The sequence below is a fragment of the Clostridium sp. AF32-12BH genome, from assembly GCF_003477935.1.
Classification (GTDB): Bacteria; Bacillota; Clostridia; order Lachnospirales; family Lachnospiraceae; genus Brotaphodocola.
The window spans coordinates 137396-154696 of record NZ_QUEH01000006.1; the positions used below are offsets into that span (position 1 = coordinate 137396).

The 17301-nt window shown below is 39.4% G+C and carries 12 protein-coding genes; 11 read left to right on the forward strand and 1 reads right to left on the reverse strand.

Going from position 1 to position 17301, the window contains the following annotated elements; genetic code table 11:
- Positions 1-2 precede the first annotated feature (2 nt).
- The 11 genes from DWZ40_RS07630 to DWZ40_RS07685 all read left to right on the forward strand — a co-directional run bounded on the left by DWZ40_RS07630 (position 3) and on the right by DWZ40_RS07685 (position 15915).
- Positions 3-1736 carry a thiamine pyrophosphate-binding protein gene (locus DWZ40_RS07630; protein WP_118542313.1) on the forward strand — a complete coding sequence of 578 codons (1734 nt, stop codon included), beginning with the start codon at positions 3-5 and terminating at the stop codon, positions 1734-1736.
- Positions 1736-2818, forward strand: coding sequence for an NAD(P)-dependent oxidoreductase (locus tag DWZ40_RS07635; protein ID WP_118542315.1), 1083 nt, complete (start codon positions 1736-1738; stop codon positions 2816-2818). Before DWZ40_RS07630 ends, DWZ40_RS07635 begins: the two co-directional genes overlap by 1 nt.
- Before the next feature lie 189 nt (positions 2819-3007).
- Positions 3008-3910 (forward strand): sugar phosphate nucleotidyltransferase, encoded by a 903-nt coding sequence (locus DWZ40_RS07640; RefSeq protein WP_118542317.1) that lies wholly within the window; start codon positions 3008-3010, stop codon positions 3908-3910.
- Between the two features lie 248 nt (positions 3911-4158).
- Entirely contained in the window at positions 4159-4437 is a 279-nt protein-coding gene (locus DWZ40_RS20445) for a hypothetical protein (protein WP_118542319.1), read from the forward strand.
- A gap of 337 nt (positions 4438-4774) precedes the next feature.
- The gene (locus DWZ40_RS07655; protein WP_118542323.1) at positions 4775-6046 is read left to right on the forward strand and encodes a hypothetical protein; all 1272 of its coding nucleotides are present in this window, start codon (positions 4775-4777) and stop codon (positions 6044-6046) included.
- Positions 6047-6050: 4 nt separating this feature from the next.
- Entirely contained in the window at positions 6051-7025 is a 975-nt protein-coding gene (locus DWZ40_RS07660; protein ID WP_118542325.1) for a hypothetical protein, read from the forward strand.
- The gene (locus tag DWZ40_RS07665; RefSeq protein WP_118542327.1) at positions 7022-8476 is read left to right on the forward strand and encodes a flippase; all 1455 of its coding nucleotides are present in this window, start codon (positions 7022-7024) and stop codon (positions 8474-8476) included. The genes DWZ40_RS07660 and DWZ40_RS07665 overlap by 4 nt, the downstream gene beginning before the upstream one ends.
- Before the next feature lie 242 nt (positions 8477-8718).
- The gene (locus DWZ40_RS07670; protein ID WP_118542329.1) at positions 8719-11874 is read left to right on the forward strand and encodes a metallophosphoesterase; all 3156 of its coding nucleotides are present in this window, start codon (positions 8719-8721) and stop codon (positions 11872-11874) included.
- A gap of 64 nt (positions 11875-11938) precedes the next feature.
- On the forward strand, positions 11939-12949 hold the full coding sequence (locus tag DWZ40_RS07675) for a glycosyltransferase family 2 protein (RefSeq protein WP_118542331.1): 1011 nt from the start codon (positions 11939-11941) through the stop codon (positions 12947-12949).
- 117 nt (positions 12950-13066) lie between these two features.
- Positions 13067-14485 (forward strand): sugar transferase, encoded by a 1419-nt coding sequence (locus DWZ40_RS07680; RefSeq protein ID WP_118542333.1) that lies wholly within the window; start codon positions 13067-13069, stop codon positions 14483-14485.
- Positions 14486-14496: 11 nt separating this feature from the next.
- The gene (locus tag DWZ40_RS07685) at positions 14497-15915 is read left to right on the forward strand and encodes a hypothetical protein (RefSeq protein ID WP_118542335.1); all 1419 of its coding nucleotides are present in this window, start codon (positions 14497-14499) and stop codon (positions 15913-15915) included.
- Positions 15916-16053: 138 nt separating this feature from the next.
- On the opposite strand, the gene DWZ40_RS07690 is transcribed toward DWZ40_RS07685, so the two are convergent.
- On the reverse strand, positions 16054-17271 hold the full coding sequence (locus DWZ40_RS07690) for a glycosyltransferase family 4 protein (protein WP_118542337.1): 1218 nt from the start codon (positions 17269-17271) through the stop codon (positions 16054-16056).
- Positions 17272-17301 lie beyond the last annotated feature (30 nt).

Genomic DNA, 17301 nt, shown 5'->3' on the forward strand with positions numbered 1-17301 from the left:
ATATGAGAAAACTTAGTGTGGCGGACTATTTCGTTGAAGTATTGATAGCAAATGGAATTACAGATGTATTTGGATATCAAGGTGGAATGATTGCATACATTTTTGATTCTTTGGGAAGATACAGAAAAAAAATCAACTATCACTCTTGCGCTACTGAACAAGGTGCCGCGATAGCGGCGGCTAGTTATGCTCAAGCCTCGGGCAAATTTGGTGTTGCTATTTCTACAAGTGGTCCAGGATTTACTAATCTTCTGACTGGTATTGCAGACGCGTGGTTTGACTCGATTCCAGTTATTTATGTGTCTGGAAACGTTAATACAAAGGATAAAAAACGCAGTAGTTCATTTAGACAGAATGGCTTTCAAGAAATTCAAGCTGCAACAATGGCGGCTCCTGTAACCAAAAAGTCTATTGAAGTAGAGTTAAATATGGATTATGTTGAACTCTTTGATGGGGCGATCCGAACTGCTTTAACTGATCGTCGTGGTCCGGTATATTTGGATCTTCCAATCAACGTGTGTAGAGAGCAGGTTGAATTTGAAACAATTACTCCTGTTGTTGTGGATAGAAACGATAGTGTTGATGCAGGTAAGTATATTTCTCAGGTAATTGCTGCGGAGAAACCTGTAATTGTTGCAGGAGCTGGAATTAAGGAAGCAGGCAAAAAAGAAAAATTTGGAAGACTGGCGGAACTTTTAGGGATACCAGTTGTAACAACAATGCCAGCAATTGATGTACTTCCATCAAATTCAAAATATCATATGGGATATATAGGTGGTACTGCTAGAAGAGAAGCGGGAATTGTTCTTCAAAATGCTGATTTTGTCATTTCTATGGGTACGAGATTATGTTCCAAACAGATAGGGCATAACATGAGTTTATTTGCTCCAAAAGCCACTGGATTTATTCGTGTTGATATTGACGAGGCGGAATTTGAACGACAGTTGAAGCCGAACGAAATTGATGTTCGCGCTAATCTTTCTAGTTTTATTGATAACGCTGTTCAATATTTAGAGAATGCCAATTATGAAAAAAAACATGTAAAGTGGACGGATAATTGTGCAAAGATGCACAGATTGCTTGAAAACGTAGATATGACTGTTGGAAATGAAATGTGCAAATTCATATCTAATTTATTCCCTGAAAATGCCAATATTGTTTTGGACGTAGGTAAGAACTTAACTTATGGTACACAATCTAGTGTGATGAAGCAATCCAGTACTCTTTTTATGTCTGCTGGGCTTGGGACTATGGGGTATGCGATGCCTGGTGCTATCGGTGCATATTATGGCAATAAACGTCCTACTTATGCATTAACAGGGGACGGTGGAGCACAGATGAATATTCAGGAACTTAATACCATTGCAAAAAATAATTTGCCAATTAAAATAGTTGTATTTAATAATAAGGCTCTCGGAAATATTAGGATTTTCCAGGAACAGTATCTTGATTCTAGATTTGTTGCAACTTCTGAACTGGAAGGAGATTATTACTCTTGTGATTTTACTGCAATTGCAGAAGCCTACAAGATTAGAGCGATAAAACTGTCAGACTATAAAGAAATCGCTAATTATACACACGAACTTTTAAATGATGAAGCTGTTCTATTTGAGATTGAATATGAGGATTGTCCAGCACTGCCTGGAATTGTAGCAGGTGGCGAATACTTGAGATTAAACAGTGGGATTGAAGCGGGAATAATTAATACGATTAAAGAATTGATGGAGAATAAGTGATGAAACTAACAGAATTAGAAAGCGTTGAATATAGTAGATATTTTAATATTTTTGATTTTTCATCAGATATTGAGGGAAAGACATTTTTGATTACTGGGGCAAAAGGAATTGTCGGTTCAGGTATAATCAAATGGTTAATGCATGAAAATCAGATTCGAGCTACTAACGTCCATATCATTGCATCGACTAGAGATACTAGTGTACTCCCCTCATATATTGATCGAGAAGATAATATCGAATTTTGTGAATTTGGTAATGAGAGGGAATTCTGTTTGGATAAAAGAATCGATTATATTATACATTCGGCAGCTCCAACGTCAAACAAAATATTTCAAAATAATCCTGTCGAATCGTTGTCAGTTATCATTGATGGTACGCGAAGAATGTTAGAAATTGCTAAGGAGCACAAAGGGTGCTCTATGATTTATCTTTCTTCGGAAGAAGCATATGGAACGCCTAGTTTAGATGAACCGATTACAGAAAGATATATTGGAGGAGTGGATAGTTTAAATGTCAGAAGTTGTTACCCGTTAGGTAAGAAAGTCGCTGAATTGATGTGTCGGAGCTATTTTGAGGAATATTCGGTCAATATAAAGATTATTCGTCCAACGGTAATTCTCGGTCTATGGCAGCCCTATGATTCTGTGAAAGTTGAAGCCGAGATTTTAAGATGCATTATTGAAAATAAGAATCTTTACATGAAATCAGCAGGACTGACAAAGAAATGTGTAATATATTCTCTCGATGCAGTAACTGCAATTTTAACGGTTCTGATCAATGGTAAACCTGGAGAAGCATATAATGCCACCAATCCTGATACTTATTGTACGGTAAAAGAAAGGGCATATAGAGCATTTGAACGGTTTAATCCAAATGTAACAATAGAATTTGCCCAAGAGGACACATCTGTTTCTGAAGGATATTTGCCACAGCGAGCATTGCTTGAGGATATTTCAAAAATCAGCAAACTGGGGTGGCGTGCGTTAACTGATATGGAACAAATATACGAAGTAGACTTGCAACGGTTTGGTGTTGCTGATTCCACGCGTTGTCACCGACTTGCTATTTCAGGGTGTCATTAATCTATTTGTTAAATGTCAAACCACTCGCTTTTTACTAAAGACGTTTTTGATGCATATTTGAAAAAACAATAGAATTTTTCAAGAAGGACCAAAGAATATGGATTAGTGTATTCACGAAATATGGGTGGAATATTGAAGAAAAATTATTCAGGTTTTCAGTCAGCTAAAAGTTGGACAACAAGGAGAAAAATGAATACAACACTACTTATCATGGCGGCTGGAATTGGCAGTCGATTTGGAACAGGAATTAAACAGTTGGAACTGGTAGATGATTTTGCTCATATCATCATGGATTACTCGATCCATGATGCGATTGAGGCTGGTTTCAATCATATAGTATTTATTATCCGAAAGGATATTGAACAAGAATTTAAACAAGTAATTGGTAATAGAATTGCCTTTATCTGCAAAAATTATAATGTGACTGTGAATTATGTATTTCAGGATATCAATGATATTCCAGGTAAACTGCCAGCGGGACGGAGAAAACCATGGGGAACTGGTCAGGCCGTGCTTGCAGCAAAGAGTGTGATTGATACACCATTCATTGTGATTAATGCAGATGATTACTACGGAAAAGAAGCTTTCAAAACCGTGCATGAGTATCTTATAAAAGAGGGTAGAGCTTGTATGACAGGTTTTGTTCTGAAGAATACATTGTCAGATAATGGTGGTGTGACCCGTGGTATTTGTAAGATAGATGCGGAGAACAATTTGACAGAGATCGAGGAAACTGGAAATATCGTAAAGACGAAAAATGGTGCAGAAGCAAATGGTATGATTATTGATATAAATTCTCTGGTTTCTATGAATATGTGGGGGCTGACACCTGATTTTTTAGAAGTATTGGAAGCAAAATTTAAGGAATTCTTTGAGAAAAAAGTGCCAGAGAATCCTCTGAAAGCAGAATACTTAATACCAGTTGTTATTGGTGAACTTCTGAAACAAGGAAAGATTTCTGTTAAGGTGTTAAAAACGGACGATACATGGTATGGCATGACCTACAAAGAAGATGTTGCAGTTGTGAAGGGTAGTTTTAAGAAAATGATGCAAGAAGGTCTGTACAAGGCTAATTTGTTTTCAGATTTGTAACTAGGATAATGGTATGTGGATTTTTACTATTCAGAAATAACTGCTCCAAAGCAAGTACCTGTTCCGCACTTCTGATTTCTGCGATAATAGTCTAACACTATACAGAGTCAAAAAAAGTTAAGCACGCAACTTTTGTGACCGACTATGGAGGTCGGACTATGAGCAGTCAAACAAGTTTCGTTGCCGAACAGGTTCGCCTGCAGTAATGGGCGGAACAGATTCAGGAATGTAAAAATCGTCCAGCAGATATGAAAGTAGAAACCTGGTGCAGTCAGCATGCTATTACAAAAGCAAATTATTATTATCGTTTAAAACGTGTTTGTAAAGCCTGCCTGGTGGTCTGCGACCCGGAACCGTCTTTCGTGGAACTTCCGCAGCCAGCAGAAACAAAGACACCAACAGAAACTGGTAACTTCAAGCCAGCGGTTACTCTTCGAAGTTTCAATGGCATAAAAGTCGAAATTTACAACTATGCTTCTGCAGAAATCATCCGAATCATCATGGGAGAACTGAATCATGTTGTATGATGTGACAGGATTCAAAAAATATATCTTGCTGCTGGCTATACAGATCTGCGCAGAGGGATTGATGGTTTGGCTACCATGATCAGATTTCGTTTTCATCTTGATCCGTACGATAAAAACACCCTGTTTCTTTTCTGCGGTAAGAAAACAGATCGTATCAAAGGTCTCTTATGGGAAGGTGATGGTTTTCTGCTTCTTTACAAAAGATTAGATAATGGTGCATAGGTAAAGGTCAAATTCTCCGCTCCACGGCAAATTTGACCTTTACCTATGAGGCGTTTACATGGAAACAATGAGAATCATAAAAAATGATTTTTAAGATAAATAGGAAAGGTTTGTTATGAAAGAGAAAAATAAGGATACGATGCGCAGCAAGCTTATGATTGCTTTTCTTATGCTGTTCATTGCAGCAGCATGCAGCATTCAGAAATTGCTGGATCCATTGCTGCATGTACAAATCAATGAAAAACTGTGGCTGCTTGGACTAGAACTGTTGATACTGATTCTTCTGGCACTGAACAAATCGCTTCTTCGCCATTGGAAAGAAATAAAATGGCTTTGGATTATATGTGGTATAGCCTGTATCCCAATGGTTACCGGAGCATATAAATCCATGATTTTAAATGGCATGGCACTGCGCATGACTGTATTTTATTCCGTGCCATATTTTTATGCATTACTGTCAATTCCCGTTGCATTGCTGTTACGGAACGGAGATTTAAAATTAAACCGACTGCTTCAATGGATTGTATTGTGTTCCATGATATCTTATGGAATCCGGATTCTGATTAGCTGGTATTTTGGAAAAACCGGAACTCTGATTTTTTCATCCATTGCATTGGAAGGTACAGTCCCGAATTGGATCAGAAAGGGGGTACTGCGCGTAAATTCACCGGTTTTTGCACCTATCTTGCTGCCGTGCATTGCATGGCTGTTTTCGGAAAGTAAGGAAAACTGGAAAAGGGTACTCTATTTGTTCGCGGGATTTATTGTTTTTTATTTTTCATTCCGTATTCATCAGGCGCGAGCTTTTATGCTTTATCAGGGATTGACAGTGATAGTAATCTGGCTGTCCAGCAGAAAGAAAATTACCTGGAAAGAATGTTTGATACTGGCGGTGTTGGCGGTGCTGGTTATGCGCACAGAAAAGTTCCAGGAGTTTGTATTTAGTCTGAGTCTAAAAAATACGGGGGAGATGGGGACAACCGTATATCGTGTGAATGCACTTCGATATTTCATTGACCAGTATTTAAAATCACCGATGCTGGGTTTGGGCTATCTGGATGGTGACAGCGGATTAGCTCCTGGCGGCGGGCACATTGCAGATATTGGTTTGCTGCAGACGGTATTTACTATGGGAGTGAGCGGGATATTTTATATTGGTGTGATTGCAGTTTATTCCGGGAAGCAGCTGATAGCGCTGCTTTTTACAAAAAAAGAAGAAAAACTGCGAATGCTGCTGGTTCCGCTGATTATTGCATTTTGGCTTTTTAATATTAACGTGGATCAGTTCTGTGGATATTCGGCCTATTCATTTCCGTTTTTCCTGGCACTTATAAACGGGCTGACACGAGATGATATTATGTCAGCTTCCTCTGTACAGAAAGAGTGATGAAATGATAAAAACATGCTTGAGAGAGTCTTTTTTAACAAAAGAACTGTATCAGAAACTGAAACAGATACGTGACGAAAAGCGTTATCGACTGGCAACCCAGGTAGAGCATACATTTATTGATCGGAGCAAACATCGAAAAGATTTATGCATCATTATTGCTGGTTATAAACCGTATCTCTATCAGGATGTATTTGAACGGTTAGTTCGTTTTATGCCGGAGGATATGGATGTTTGCATTGCGTCATCTGGAGTTTTTTCTGCGGAACTGGAACGGATAGCCAGCAAGCAGGGCTGGTCTTACTTAAGTACAAAGCGCAATTGTGTCACACTTCTCCAGAACGTAGCAATTTTAAAGCATCCGGAAGCGGAATACATTTATAAGATTGATGAAGATATTTTTGTGACAGAGCATTGTTTTGAACAGATGAAAGAAACATTTCTCAAAGTGGAGCGGGATGGTCTTTATGATGTAGGATTCGTGGCACCACTGCTTCCAATTAATGGATACTGTCATCTGCGTATTCTGGACAAGCTGAATCTGAAACAAGAGTACGCGACGAAATTTGAACGTCCAATCTATGCAAGCTATTCAACGCGTATGATTGAGAAAAGTCCGGAAGTGGCAAAATTCTTTTGGGGTGAAGGCGGCTATATTCCTTCCATTGATGAATTGGCCAGATGCTTTGGAAAAGAATCCTTTTCCTATTCTGCTTGTCCGGTTCGTTTTAGCATTGGTTTCATTTTGATGCGAAGGGAATTTTGGGAGTCTATGGGAATGTGGAAAGTGTTTGCGGAATCTCCCTGTATGGGAGTAGATGAAGAGCAGATCTGCAGCGAATGCATTATCCGCTCCAAGGCTATGATTGTCGCAGAAAACGCAGTTGCAGGTCATCTGTCGTTTGGACAGCAAAATGTGGCTATGAAACAGTATTATGAGGAACACCGGGATCGATTCCGGTGTCCGGAGAAGGTATGAAGAAAAAAAGTATCAAAAAAAATTATCTATATAATCTGACCTATCAGTTATTGACATTATTTGCGCCGCTTGTGACAACCCCGTATATTTCACGGGTGCTTGGAGCAAGTGGCGTTGGTTTAAATAGCTATACGTATTCTGTGGTTGCTTATTTTGTACTGGTTGCTGTGCTGGGAACGACCGATTATGGACAGCGTGAAATTGCTTACCTGCAGGACGAACCGGAAGCGCGCAGCAGAATGTTCTGGGAAGTATTTTCGCTCAGGACGATAACAAGCTTATTTAGTTTATTTCTATTTTTTCTGTTTACTGGAAAAAGTGAATACAGGATGCTTTATTTGCTGCAGTCCATCAATATCTTCTGTGTAATTGCAGATATTACCTGGTTCTTTCAGGGGATGGAAGAATTTGGAAAAACGGTTATGCGCAATATTCTTGTCCGGGTCTTAAATATTGCTTTTATTTTTGGATTTGTGAAGACTGCATCAGATCTTCCGTTGTATATTGCGAGTATTGGAATTTCTACATTGCTTGGTCATGTGTTACTTTGGAAAAGTTTGCCGGAATTCCTGTGTCGGATTCCATGGCGTACGATTCGCCCATTCCGAAATATTGGTCAGGTTTTGCAGTTGTTTCTGCCACAGATTGCGATTCAGGTATCTGCAGTCATGGACAAAACCATGATTGGCTGGATTACTGGATCTGACTTTGAAAATGGATATTATGAACAGGCAGACCGGATTGAAAAAATCTGCCTGACGATTGTTTCTTCTTTGGGTGTGGTTATGATTCCTCGTATTTCGTATGTGGTAGCAAAAAAACAAAAAGAACTGTTGGATTACTACATTTATCGGGCATACCGTTTTATCTGGATGTTAGCCCTTCCTATGACGTTTGGAATCATCTGTATTGCAGATCAGTTTGTGCCCTGGTTCTTCGGAAGTGGATATGAAAAATCTATTATTCTGATTCAGATTTTTAGTGTTCTGCTTTGTGTTGTCGGAGTCAGCAGTGTGACTGGAATGCAGTATTTTATACCGGCAGGAAAACAGAAACAGTTCACGTTATCAGTTATACTTGGCATGGCCGTGAATTTTGTTATGAATTTATTCCTGATTCAGAACTTACTGTCTGTTGGTGCTGCAATTGCTACAGTAGCTGGAGAACTTACTGTTACAGTATCCCAACTTATTATGGTGCGGCATGAATTTTCGATTCGAAAGATCATGAAACAGGCAAAAAATTATCTTGTTGCAGTAATTGGCATGAGCCTGGTATTATTATGGTTGAAGCCACATTTAGGAGCAACAATTCAGGAAACTGCAATTCTGGTTCTGGCAGGTGGCTGTGTTTATGGAGGAATCCTTTTAATTTTGCGGGATTCGATGGTTTGCGAATTGCTGCAAACTGTAAAGCTGAAATGGAAAGGACATAAAAATGCAGGTGATTAAGACGCTAAGGGAAAAATGAAATAGAAAGAATGGTATGGATACTTTACGTTTTTGCTGTTTATTATTGCGCTGCAGTGTGTGATCGAACATCACTGGATGGATATTTTTTATAATGTGTTTTGGGTTTTGGCGGAGAAGTGATTCTATTTTAGCTATGTACTTGAATGTGTGAAGTTAGAAAAAATATTGAAATTACTTCCCCATAAAGTTCTTAATAGCTAGCGTACATAGGAGGGAACAGTATGGATATTATGATAGTTCAATTGACGGATATACATATTAAAGATGATCAGGATTTTTATATACTCTCCGAAAGAATAAATTCTCTTGGTGGGGCTATTTGCAATCACATAACAGAGCCAGAAAACACGGCTGTAATATTTTGCTTGACAGGTGACCTTGCGTTTTCGGGACAGGAAAGTCAGTATATAGCTGTTGGAATTTTGTTGGAAGAAATCTACTCGATAATCAATAAACGATTTGCAAAAGTTTCTATTCATTCAGTATTTGTTCCAGGAAATCATGATTGTGATTTTGAAAACGAGGCAGTTACGTTGCGAGAAGCAATTCTTACATCTCCGAAATTGGATGTGGCAGATGCATCACAGTTAGAGTTATGTACAAGTATTCAAAAGAATTATTTTAATTTTGTTTGTGAATTTGGCAAGAAATATAGTGCAATGTCGTGTGTTCCAGATAAAATTCTTACAATAAATGAATTAAATTTAAATGATGAAAAGATTAGTATCAAGTTCCATTGCATAAATACAAGTTGGTGCTCAAAGAAAGTAGAAGAAAAAGGAAAAATGAAAATTGTAAATGGCAAAATGGAAATGCCAGCGAATCAATTACCTGACAAGAATCCAAATGATATTGTAATTACTATGATGCATCATGATGCAGAGTGGATGGATTGGACGGATAAAGAAGCATGGAACGAGTATCAAAAAAAATTTTCAGACATTGTTTTGGTTGGGCATGATCATACAACCGAATTTGTTTTAAAACAAAATTATGATGAATCTTCGAATTATTATATAAAGGGAAATCAACTTTTTGACAAATTTAGTCCAGAACAAAGTGGATTTAATATTTTAAAAATTAATACTAGCCATGGTTCCATACAAGAATGTTTTTTCACATATGAATGGAAAGATGGTTTATATAAAAGAGTAATCGAAACAGAATATCATTTGTTTAAACGGAATAGATATTTAGGGTCTGGCATAGAAATAAAGGGAGAGGTCCAGAAGTTTTTAGAAGAAATGGACATAGACATAACTTGTGGAGATAGGACTGAAATAAAATTGTCGGACATATTTGGATTCCCAACATTGAAAGCGGATAGAGGCAATATTACAAAATTTGTAAGAGATATGCCTGCTTTGATCGAGTATTTAGATAAGAATCGGTTCATTTCGATTCGAGGACAAAAGGAATATGGAAAAACAGCATTACTAAAACAGTTGTTTGAACAGTTCTTTAAAATGAAAAGGTTCCCTGTGTTTTTAGATATATCAAAGATTAATACTTCAGATGGTGAAGCTTTAAATCGGATAGTTGAAGAACGGTATAAAAGCACGTATAACAATATTGATATAAATGTAATTATGCAGAAGTGCCCCGATGAACGTGTGTGCCTTATCGACAATTTCGAAGAAATTAAGCTATCTGATAAAAGTGCAAAAAGAATTCTTCAATATTTGACAGGTAAATTTGGCTATGTCGCAATAACAAGAAATCATACATTAGATATCTTGAATCCACTTAATTACGTGGAAATGAATGATTATATTCACGAGAATTTTAGCATATTAGTACTTCAGCCAACCCAAAAGACATCAAAAGATCGTATTATTACAAAATGGTTGCAGCTGAATAGTAAATATGATGAAAATAGTGTGGCTTTTGATGGTCGAAAAAAAGAAAAATATGGCCAGATTCATGAAGTAATGAAAGGAAATTACTTCAATAAAACACCGATTGATTTACTTTTAGTACTTTCTTATTTGGAACAGGATTCTTCGAACCAGCTGAATTATAGTCGATATTCTTATGTATACGAAGGGTTAATATTAAATAAATTGAAAGCATTGGCAGAAAAGCAGGCAGGAAGTCTCACAAATAATATTAGCATATACAAAACAATTCTTCAGAAAATAGCCTACAAAATGTATTGTGATGAAAAATGTAAGGATGTTGATGAAGAGTATATAATAAGCGTAATTTTAGATTATAAGGAACATCACTCTAATACAAAATTAAAAGTCGTAGATGTGATGAAGTGCTTGACAGATTTTAAATTTTTAGAAATCAGAGATGATTTTTATAGATTTAGACATAGTTATATGTATTATTATTTTGTAGGCAGTTATATAGAGGATGTTCTGTCGCCTACGGAAAAAGAACGAGTTATCAGAAATGTATTTGAAAATATCAATGATGATGTAAATTATAATGTTGCATTGTTTTTGGCATATAGATTGAATATAGAGCACCAAATTATTCCGCTTGTCCAAGAATTTGGAAATCCGATATTAAAGCAATTTGAAGATTTCAAATATGATAATATAAGAAAGCTGATAGAGGAGTGGGATGGAAATATAGAGAAGAAGGTAGAAAAGATTTATAATATTCCCAAAAATGAAGAAATTCCTGAAATCAGAAAGAGAGCGATGGAAGAATCAGAGGAACAAGAGTCGGATATTGAAACTGACACAGAACTTTCAAAAATAGACGAAGAAGTGAGACAGATAAATAGTGATGTCTTAAAAATGGCTAGATATATTGATTTCATGGGAAATATCTTAAAAAATTATTCTGGAAAGATGGCAAACGAACCTCGGGAGAAAGGAATTGATTTTATTTTTAAGTCGGTTTCAAAAATAATTGGTTCATTATGTAACTTTTCCATGTATATGGTTGATAAAATTATTCAGATGTTAGAAGAAAAGAGCAGAGAGTGTGATGAAGAAACACTTAAGGCAAAGCATGAATTCACAGATCTAATCAAGTCTTCTTTTGCACATATATTATATACATTTATAGAAGATTATTTAACAGGAGTTGCAGGAAGTTTAGAGTGTGATATTCTCAAGGAAAATATAACAAGCTATTGTGAGTTACATAATTCAGAGTTTGTGAAGATGGCAAGGCTAGAATATTTGATAAGAATTTCATTAGAAAAGTTACCCGTTGATGAAATAGATAAATTATTTAAGGGAAAGGATTGCTTGAGCCAAATATCTAAAATTATTATGAAAGATAATATTTATAAGTATCTTTCAACTTTTAAATATGATGTAAGAGATAGGCAAAGAGTATGTTCAACTCTGAGTTTTAAGAGTAAGGATCTTTTTATACAAGAACAAAAGTCAGCGATGTTAAGTGTAAAGTGATTTGAATCATAATTTTACATTAAGTAACAAGGAAAAGAGTACAGAATAATAGTTAAGGATTAACATGAATAAAATATTATCAATTTCTATTGCCTCTTACAATGTTGAGGCATCGTTGAAAGAAACGTTAGATTCATTGATCATAGATCAGGAAACGTTAAAGAAACTGGAAGTATTCATTGTGAACGATGGTTCCAAGGATAAAACATCAGAAATTGCGATGGAATATTGCGCAAAATATCCGGACAGTTTCTTTTTGATTAACAAACAAAATGGTGGTTATGGTTCCACCATAAATGCGGCCCTGAAAGCTGCAACAGGTAAGTATTTTCGACTGTTGGATGGGGACGACTGGTATTTTACAGAACAACTGCAGTCCTACCTTGCCTTTCTGGAAAGTACCGATGCAGACCTTGTAGTAACTCCATATGTAGAATTTTATGAGGACATCAAAACGGAAAAACTATGGGACAGGCATTTATTAGAGCCGCTCAAGGTGCAGGAGCTGGAAAACCTGAATTTTTCAGAACTCAAAGATCTGAAAATGCATGAACTGGCATCAAAAACATCGATGATGAAGGAACATGGAATCCGGATTACAGAGCATTGCTTTTATACGGATACCGAATATGCATTTTTAAATTTCTTTTATGCAGAAACCATTGCGAAGTATGAGAAACCGATTTATCGGTATCGGATCGGCCGTGCCGGGCAGAGTGTGAGCATTGAGGGAAGAGTAAAGCACAGTCAGGATGCAGAGCGGGTTCTGGACAAGATTACTGCGCTTTATGAAGCAGAGAAAAGAGAATTAACCGGAGTAAAAAAGAAAATACTTTGGGATACCATCAAAATGAATGCGATTTTCCAATATACTACATATTTGTTATTGGAACCGAATCAGGAGAACAAAGAGAACATTAAGCGATACGATAAAAAACTGAAGAAAATAGACACGGACCTGTATCGGGAAGTGAAGAAGGAGTCAAAAGCTATTCGGATACTTCGTATGACGCATTATGTGGGATATCGATTTGTCAGAAGCGTGATGATAAGCAGGATGAATACGCACGATTAAGCTTTGAAAATATTAAAATAATCGTAGCAATTATGCCAGAAAAACGCTATAGTGCTATGATCTTAGATGTGCTATAATACAAAAGATTAACAAGATTTTAGGGAGAGAGATAGTATTATGTATCAAAAGAGAAAGAATCTGGAAAACACCCTGATTCTTCTGCTGGATGTGGCCGCGGTGTTGGTGAGCAGTTTATGTGCGTTCTGGCTGCGGTTTCACCGGTTGTGGGGAATAGCCATACACGGAGATCAAGCGTGGCAGATCGTGTATCTGTGTCTGCTGGTTGTCCTGACAGATATTTTTCTGGATTTAAATCATCATTTCTTTGAGCGCGGAAAACTGGTAGAGTTGTTTTCGGTAATCCGGCAGGCCGTAATCTATTCGGTGGCGTGGATCGCGATTCTGTATGTCATGCATATTACAGATCGGCTTTCGCGTCTGGTGTTCGGATATTTTATTGTTACGAACACGGTTCTTACCTATGTGCTGCACATTTGCTTTAAGGAATATATGACGCATGTATTTAAGTTCAGCCGTTACAGCAGCCGCCTGCTTCTGATCACGACTTCAAAGCGGCTGGATGCCATCTTAAAGAACATGGAGGAGCAGAGTGAGTGGAACCGGGTATTAACCGGAATTGTGCTTCTGGATCATTCCGGAACCGGTGAGAAGATCGGCAGTTATCCGGTGGTGGCAGACCGTACCACAGCCATGGATTATATCGTACATAACGACATCGATGAAGTATTCATTGCCTGTCCGGATTTTGTAGATTATCCGGAGATGAAGGAATGGGTATCCGAGATGGAACTGATGGGCATCATCGTGGATGTTAATATTGATGCGTTTGATCTGGTGAACAGCGGCAATAAGACGTTAAATCGTGTGGGCAAATACGCAGTGGTTACCTTTGCGAGAAATATCATTTCTACCAGGGGCTTGATCATGAAGCGGGCATTGGACATTGTTGGCGGTCTGGTTGGAATGCTGATTCTCTGTGTGGCGACTATTTTTGTGGCACCGGCCATTAAGCTGGAGTCACCGGGCCCGGTCTTTTTCGGTCAGACACGAATCGGAAAGAATGGACGCCGGTTTACGTTTTACAAGTTCCGCTCCATGTACCAGGACGCGGAGCAGCGTAAGAAAGAACTGATGGCTCAGAATGAGGTCAAGGGTCTTATGTTTAAGATGGAGAACGATCCCCGTATTACAAAAGTAGGGCGCTTTATCCGCAAGACCAGTATCGATGAATTGCCGCAGTTCTGGAATGTACTTCGCGGCGATATGAGCCTGGTTGGGACCCGTCCGCCGACAGTTGATGAATTTGAGCGCTATGAGGCAAAACACAAGTGCCGTCTCAGCATGACGCCTGGTCTGACCGGAATGTGGCAGACTAGTGGGCGGAGCGATATTAAGGACTTCGATGAAGTTGTGCAGCTGGATATGGAATATATTGACAACTGGACCATCTTAAAGGATATTAAGATACTGTTTAAGACGGTAGCTGTGGTATTCTTTGGAAAAGGGTCCAGATAAAGGAGAGGTGTATGAATACAGAGACATACGAGCAGGAAATTGATTTAAAGGATTTATTTTTCTATCTGTTGTATCGCTGGAGACTGCTGCTTCTTGCTGCGCTGGTTGGTGCGGCTGCGCTGGCTGGCGTGAAGGTGGTAAAAGAGAAAAGTGCCGGTGCAGATGCGGAGGTTGAGATTGCTTCCGATTATCAGCAGTTATTGGACGAATATGAGACAGAAAAGCAGATGCTGGAGCAGAGCGTAGAACAGATACAGGCAAGCATCAATGCCCAGAACCAGTACATTCTGACAGCACCGTATATGCAGATCAATCCGTATGAAGAATATTATGCAACCGCAGATTTTCTGGTTGAGACCCAGGGCAAGTCGGCAGAGGGTGAGATGCGCAATCTGATTCAGGCGTATAAGAATGCGCTTATGAACGGTGCTTATCTGAACCAGTTTGCGAAATCACAGGATCTGGAAGTCCGCTATGTGAGGGAACTGCTTTCCGTTTCCGGAAATGATATGACCGATGGAACCATGGGAAGTACTTACATGTGGATGGATGCACTGGATGAAAGATCCCATCAGGGAATTCTGACGGTTTCCGTGATCGGACCGGATGAGAAGCTTGTGAATACGATTCTTGATGGACTGAACGATGAGGTTCTGCTTCTTCAGGATGAACTTGGAACCTCCATTGCGGCTCATAGCATTCAGCAATTACGCACCAGCGTAGTAACCCAGGTCGATACCAATGCGTTGGATCGTCAGCAGAAAATCCGTAACTATGTGACAACTCTGGACAAGAACCTGACCGATACTGAGAAAACGTTAAAAGACCTGAAAAAACCGGACAGCAGCGAGGTAATAGTTCCGGCTTCTGGTGTGAACAAGAAAGATGTTGTAAAATATGCGATTCTCGGCTTCCTCGCAGGTGGATTTGTGGTTGTGGTATGTCTTGGCGGATACTATATCATGAACGATAAGGTAACCTCTGAGAAGGAGATTAAGAACCGTTTCGCCACAAAAGAACTTGGCACATTCAGCAGGCTGCCGAAAAAGCGTGCATTTGACTTTATTGATGCATGGCTTCGAAGGCTGGCCGGGGATGACATTTACGTGGAAGACGATGCGGTCTATGACATGATCGAGGCGAATATCCGTAACTACGCAGGCGAGAAGAAACATCTGCTGATCACTGGTATGGCGGCAGATGCACCAATGGAGCGTGTCAGCGGCAAGTTAAATGCAGATCTTTCTGAGTTCAATCTGGAGACTGGTCGTGACATGATTTCCCGCGCTGCAGTGCGCAGACAGCTGGCAGAATGCGATGGCATTGTACTGGTGGAAGAAAAGGGCGTGTCCCGTTACAGCCTTGTGCAGCAGGAACTGGAACTGGCGAAGGATATGGGCATTGAAGTGCTCGGCGTGATTGTGGTGTAGTAGCATAATACGATTGCCGGGAAATGAAATTACGATATAATGTGGTGCGCGCAGAAAAACAGGAACATGATTATGCGATTAGGGCAAACATCGGATAAATGACAGGGCAGCTTCGGCTGCCCTGTTTTGACGTATCATTTAGCGACTGCTAATCCGTTTGTAAATCTCTTCCATACGTGCAGCAACCTGCTGCATGGAAAACTGTTGCGCTCGTAAAGCATTGGTCTGTCCCATGGTGTTCATGTCCTCTGGATTTTTTAAAATCAGAGCCAGAGCCTGTGCATAGGCATCGACATTGTCCGCTTTTTTGATCATGTAACCGCCCTTGCATTGCAGCAGATCCGAAGTGGAAGCTGTTTTGTCCTGAGCTTGTGGTTGTTCTGCTGTTGGCGCAATTTCTTCCATCAGGTCGCGGCTTCCGCGAATATCGGAACATACAACCGGAAGTCCGCTCGCCATGGCTTCCAGAAGTGCCATGGGAAGTCCCTCCTGGAAAGATGGGAACGCAAAGATATCTGCGCATCGGTAGATTTCCAGCATGTCTTGCCGGTAACCTGGAAAGCTGACATGATCCGTTACGCCCAGTTCTTTAACCAGATTCTGCAGATAATCCTGCAGCTGTCCGTGACCGCAGATTACATAGTGGATATCCGGGAATTCCTTTATGAGTTTGGCAAATGCGCGGATGGTTGTCTCATGGTTTTTTCGTTTGATAAATTCTCCGGATGATAATAGAATACGGCAATGAAGCGGCAGGCCAAGTGCCTGCTTTTTTAATTGAATCTCTTCCGAAGTCATAGGAGGAATCCTGTTTAAATCAAATCCTGCTCCGGGAATATAATCGGTGTAGCGTGCATGGAACTGCTTGCTGGCGCGTTCATAATCCTCCTGGTTGATACAAATCTGCTGATCAGTAAAATGGGAGAGAAAACGTTCCATCGGGTAGTAGCAGAGCCAGTTGACAGGCGCAGCACCTTTAAAAAAGTGAAATCCATGTGCCGTATAAATAACGGGACCGGTCCCAGTCGCATGTGCCGCCAGGCGTGCCATAACACCGCCCATGGGCGTATGGCAGTGAACCAGGTCGAAATGCTCAGATTTCATAAGAGTACAGAGCTGCCGGTACACGGTAAGGTTGGAAAGTTTAAAGGGACTGCGGACAAAATCAACCTGATGACGGATAATGCCGGTTCCGTCCAGCCGGTGGTTGTCATTGCCATAGGATGGTGTGTGATAATTGGCTGCGTAGTGGACTTCATACCCCATGGATTGAAGTATACGGACATTGTTCATTTCAAACTGCGGGACAAAGCCGCTTACTGTGGTAACCAAAAGCGCTTTTTTTAAAATAGGCATGGTAGTGTTTCATCCTTTTTTATCTATGAT

Bases quoted from the DNA above. Each gene is read 5' to 3' on its own strand.
- DWZ40_RS07685 (WP_118542335.1), top strand. From the start codon at position 14,497: ATGAATACAGAGACATACGAGCAGGAAATTGATTTAAAGGATTTATTT.
- DWZ40_RS07680 (WP_118542333.1), top strand. From the start codon at position 13,067: ATGTATCAAAAGAGAAAGAATCTGGAAAACACCCTGATTCTTCTGCTG.
- DWZ40_RS07635 (WP_118542315.1), top strand. From the start codon at position 1,736: ATGAAACTAACAGAATTAGAAAGCGTTGAATATAGTAGATATTTTAAT.
- DWZ40_RS07665 (WP_118542327.1), top strand. From the start codon at position 7,022: ATGAAGAAAAAAAGTATCAAAAAAAATTATCTATATAATCTGACCTAT.
- DWZ40_RS07670 (WP_118542329.1), top strand. From the start codon at position 8,719: ATGGATATTATGATAGTTCAATTGACGGATATACATATTAAAGATGAT.
- DWZ40_RS07660 (WP_118542325.1), top strand. From the start codon at position 6,051: ATGATAAAAACATGCTTGAGAGAGTCTTTTTTAACAAAAGAACTGTAT.
- DWZ40_RS07690 (WP_118542337.1), bottom strand. From the start codon at position 17,271: ATGCCTATTTTAAAAAAAGCGCTTTTGGTTACCACAGTAAGCGGCTTT.
- DWZ40_RS20445 (WP_118542319.1), top strand. From the start codon at position 4,159: ATGAAAGTAGAAACCTGGTGCAGTCAGCATGCTATTACAAAAGCAAAT.
- DWZ40_RS07675 (WP_118542331.1), top strand. From the start codon at position 11,939: ATGAATAAAATATTATCAATTTCTATTGCCTCTTACAATGTTGAGGCA.
- DWZ40_RS07630 (WP_118542313.1), top strand. From the start codon at position 3: ATGAGAAAACTTAGTGTGGCGGACTATTTCGTTGAAGTATTGATAGCA.
- DWZ40_RS07640 (WP_118542317.1), top strand. From the start codon at position 3,008: ATGAATACAACACTACTTATCATGGCGGCTGGAATTGGCAGTCGATTT.
- DWZ40_RS07655 (WP_118542323.1), top strand. From the start codon at position 4,775: ATGAAAGAGAAAAATAAGGATACGATGCGCAGCAAGCTTATGATTGCT.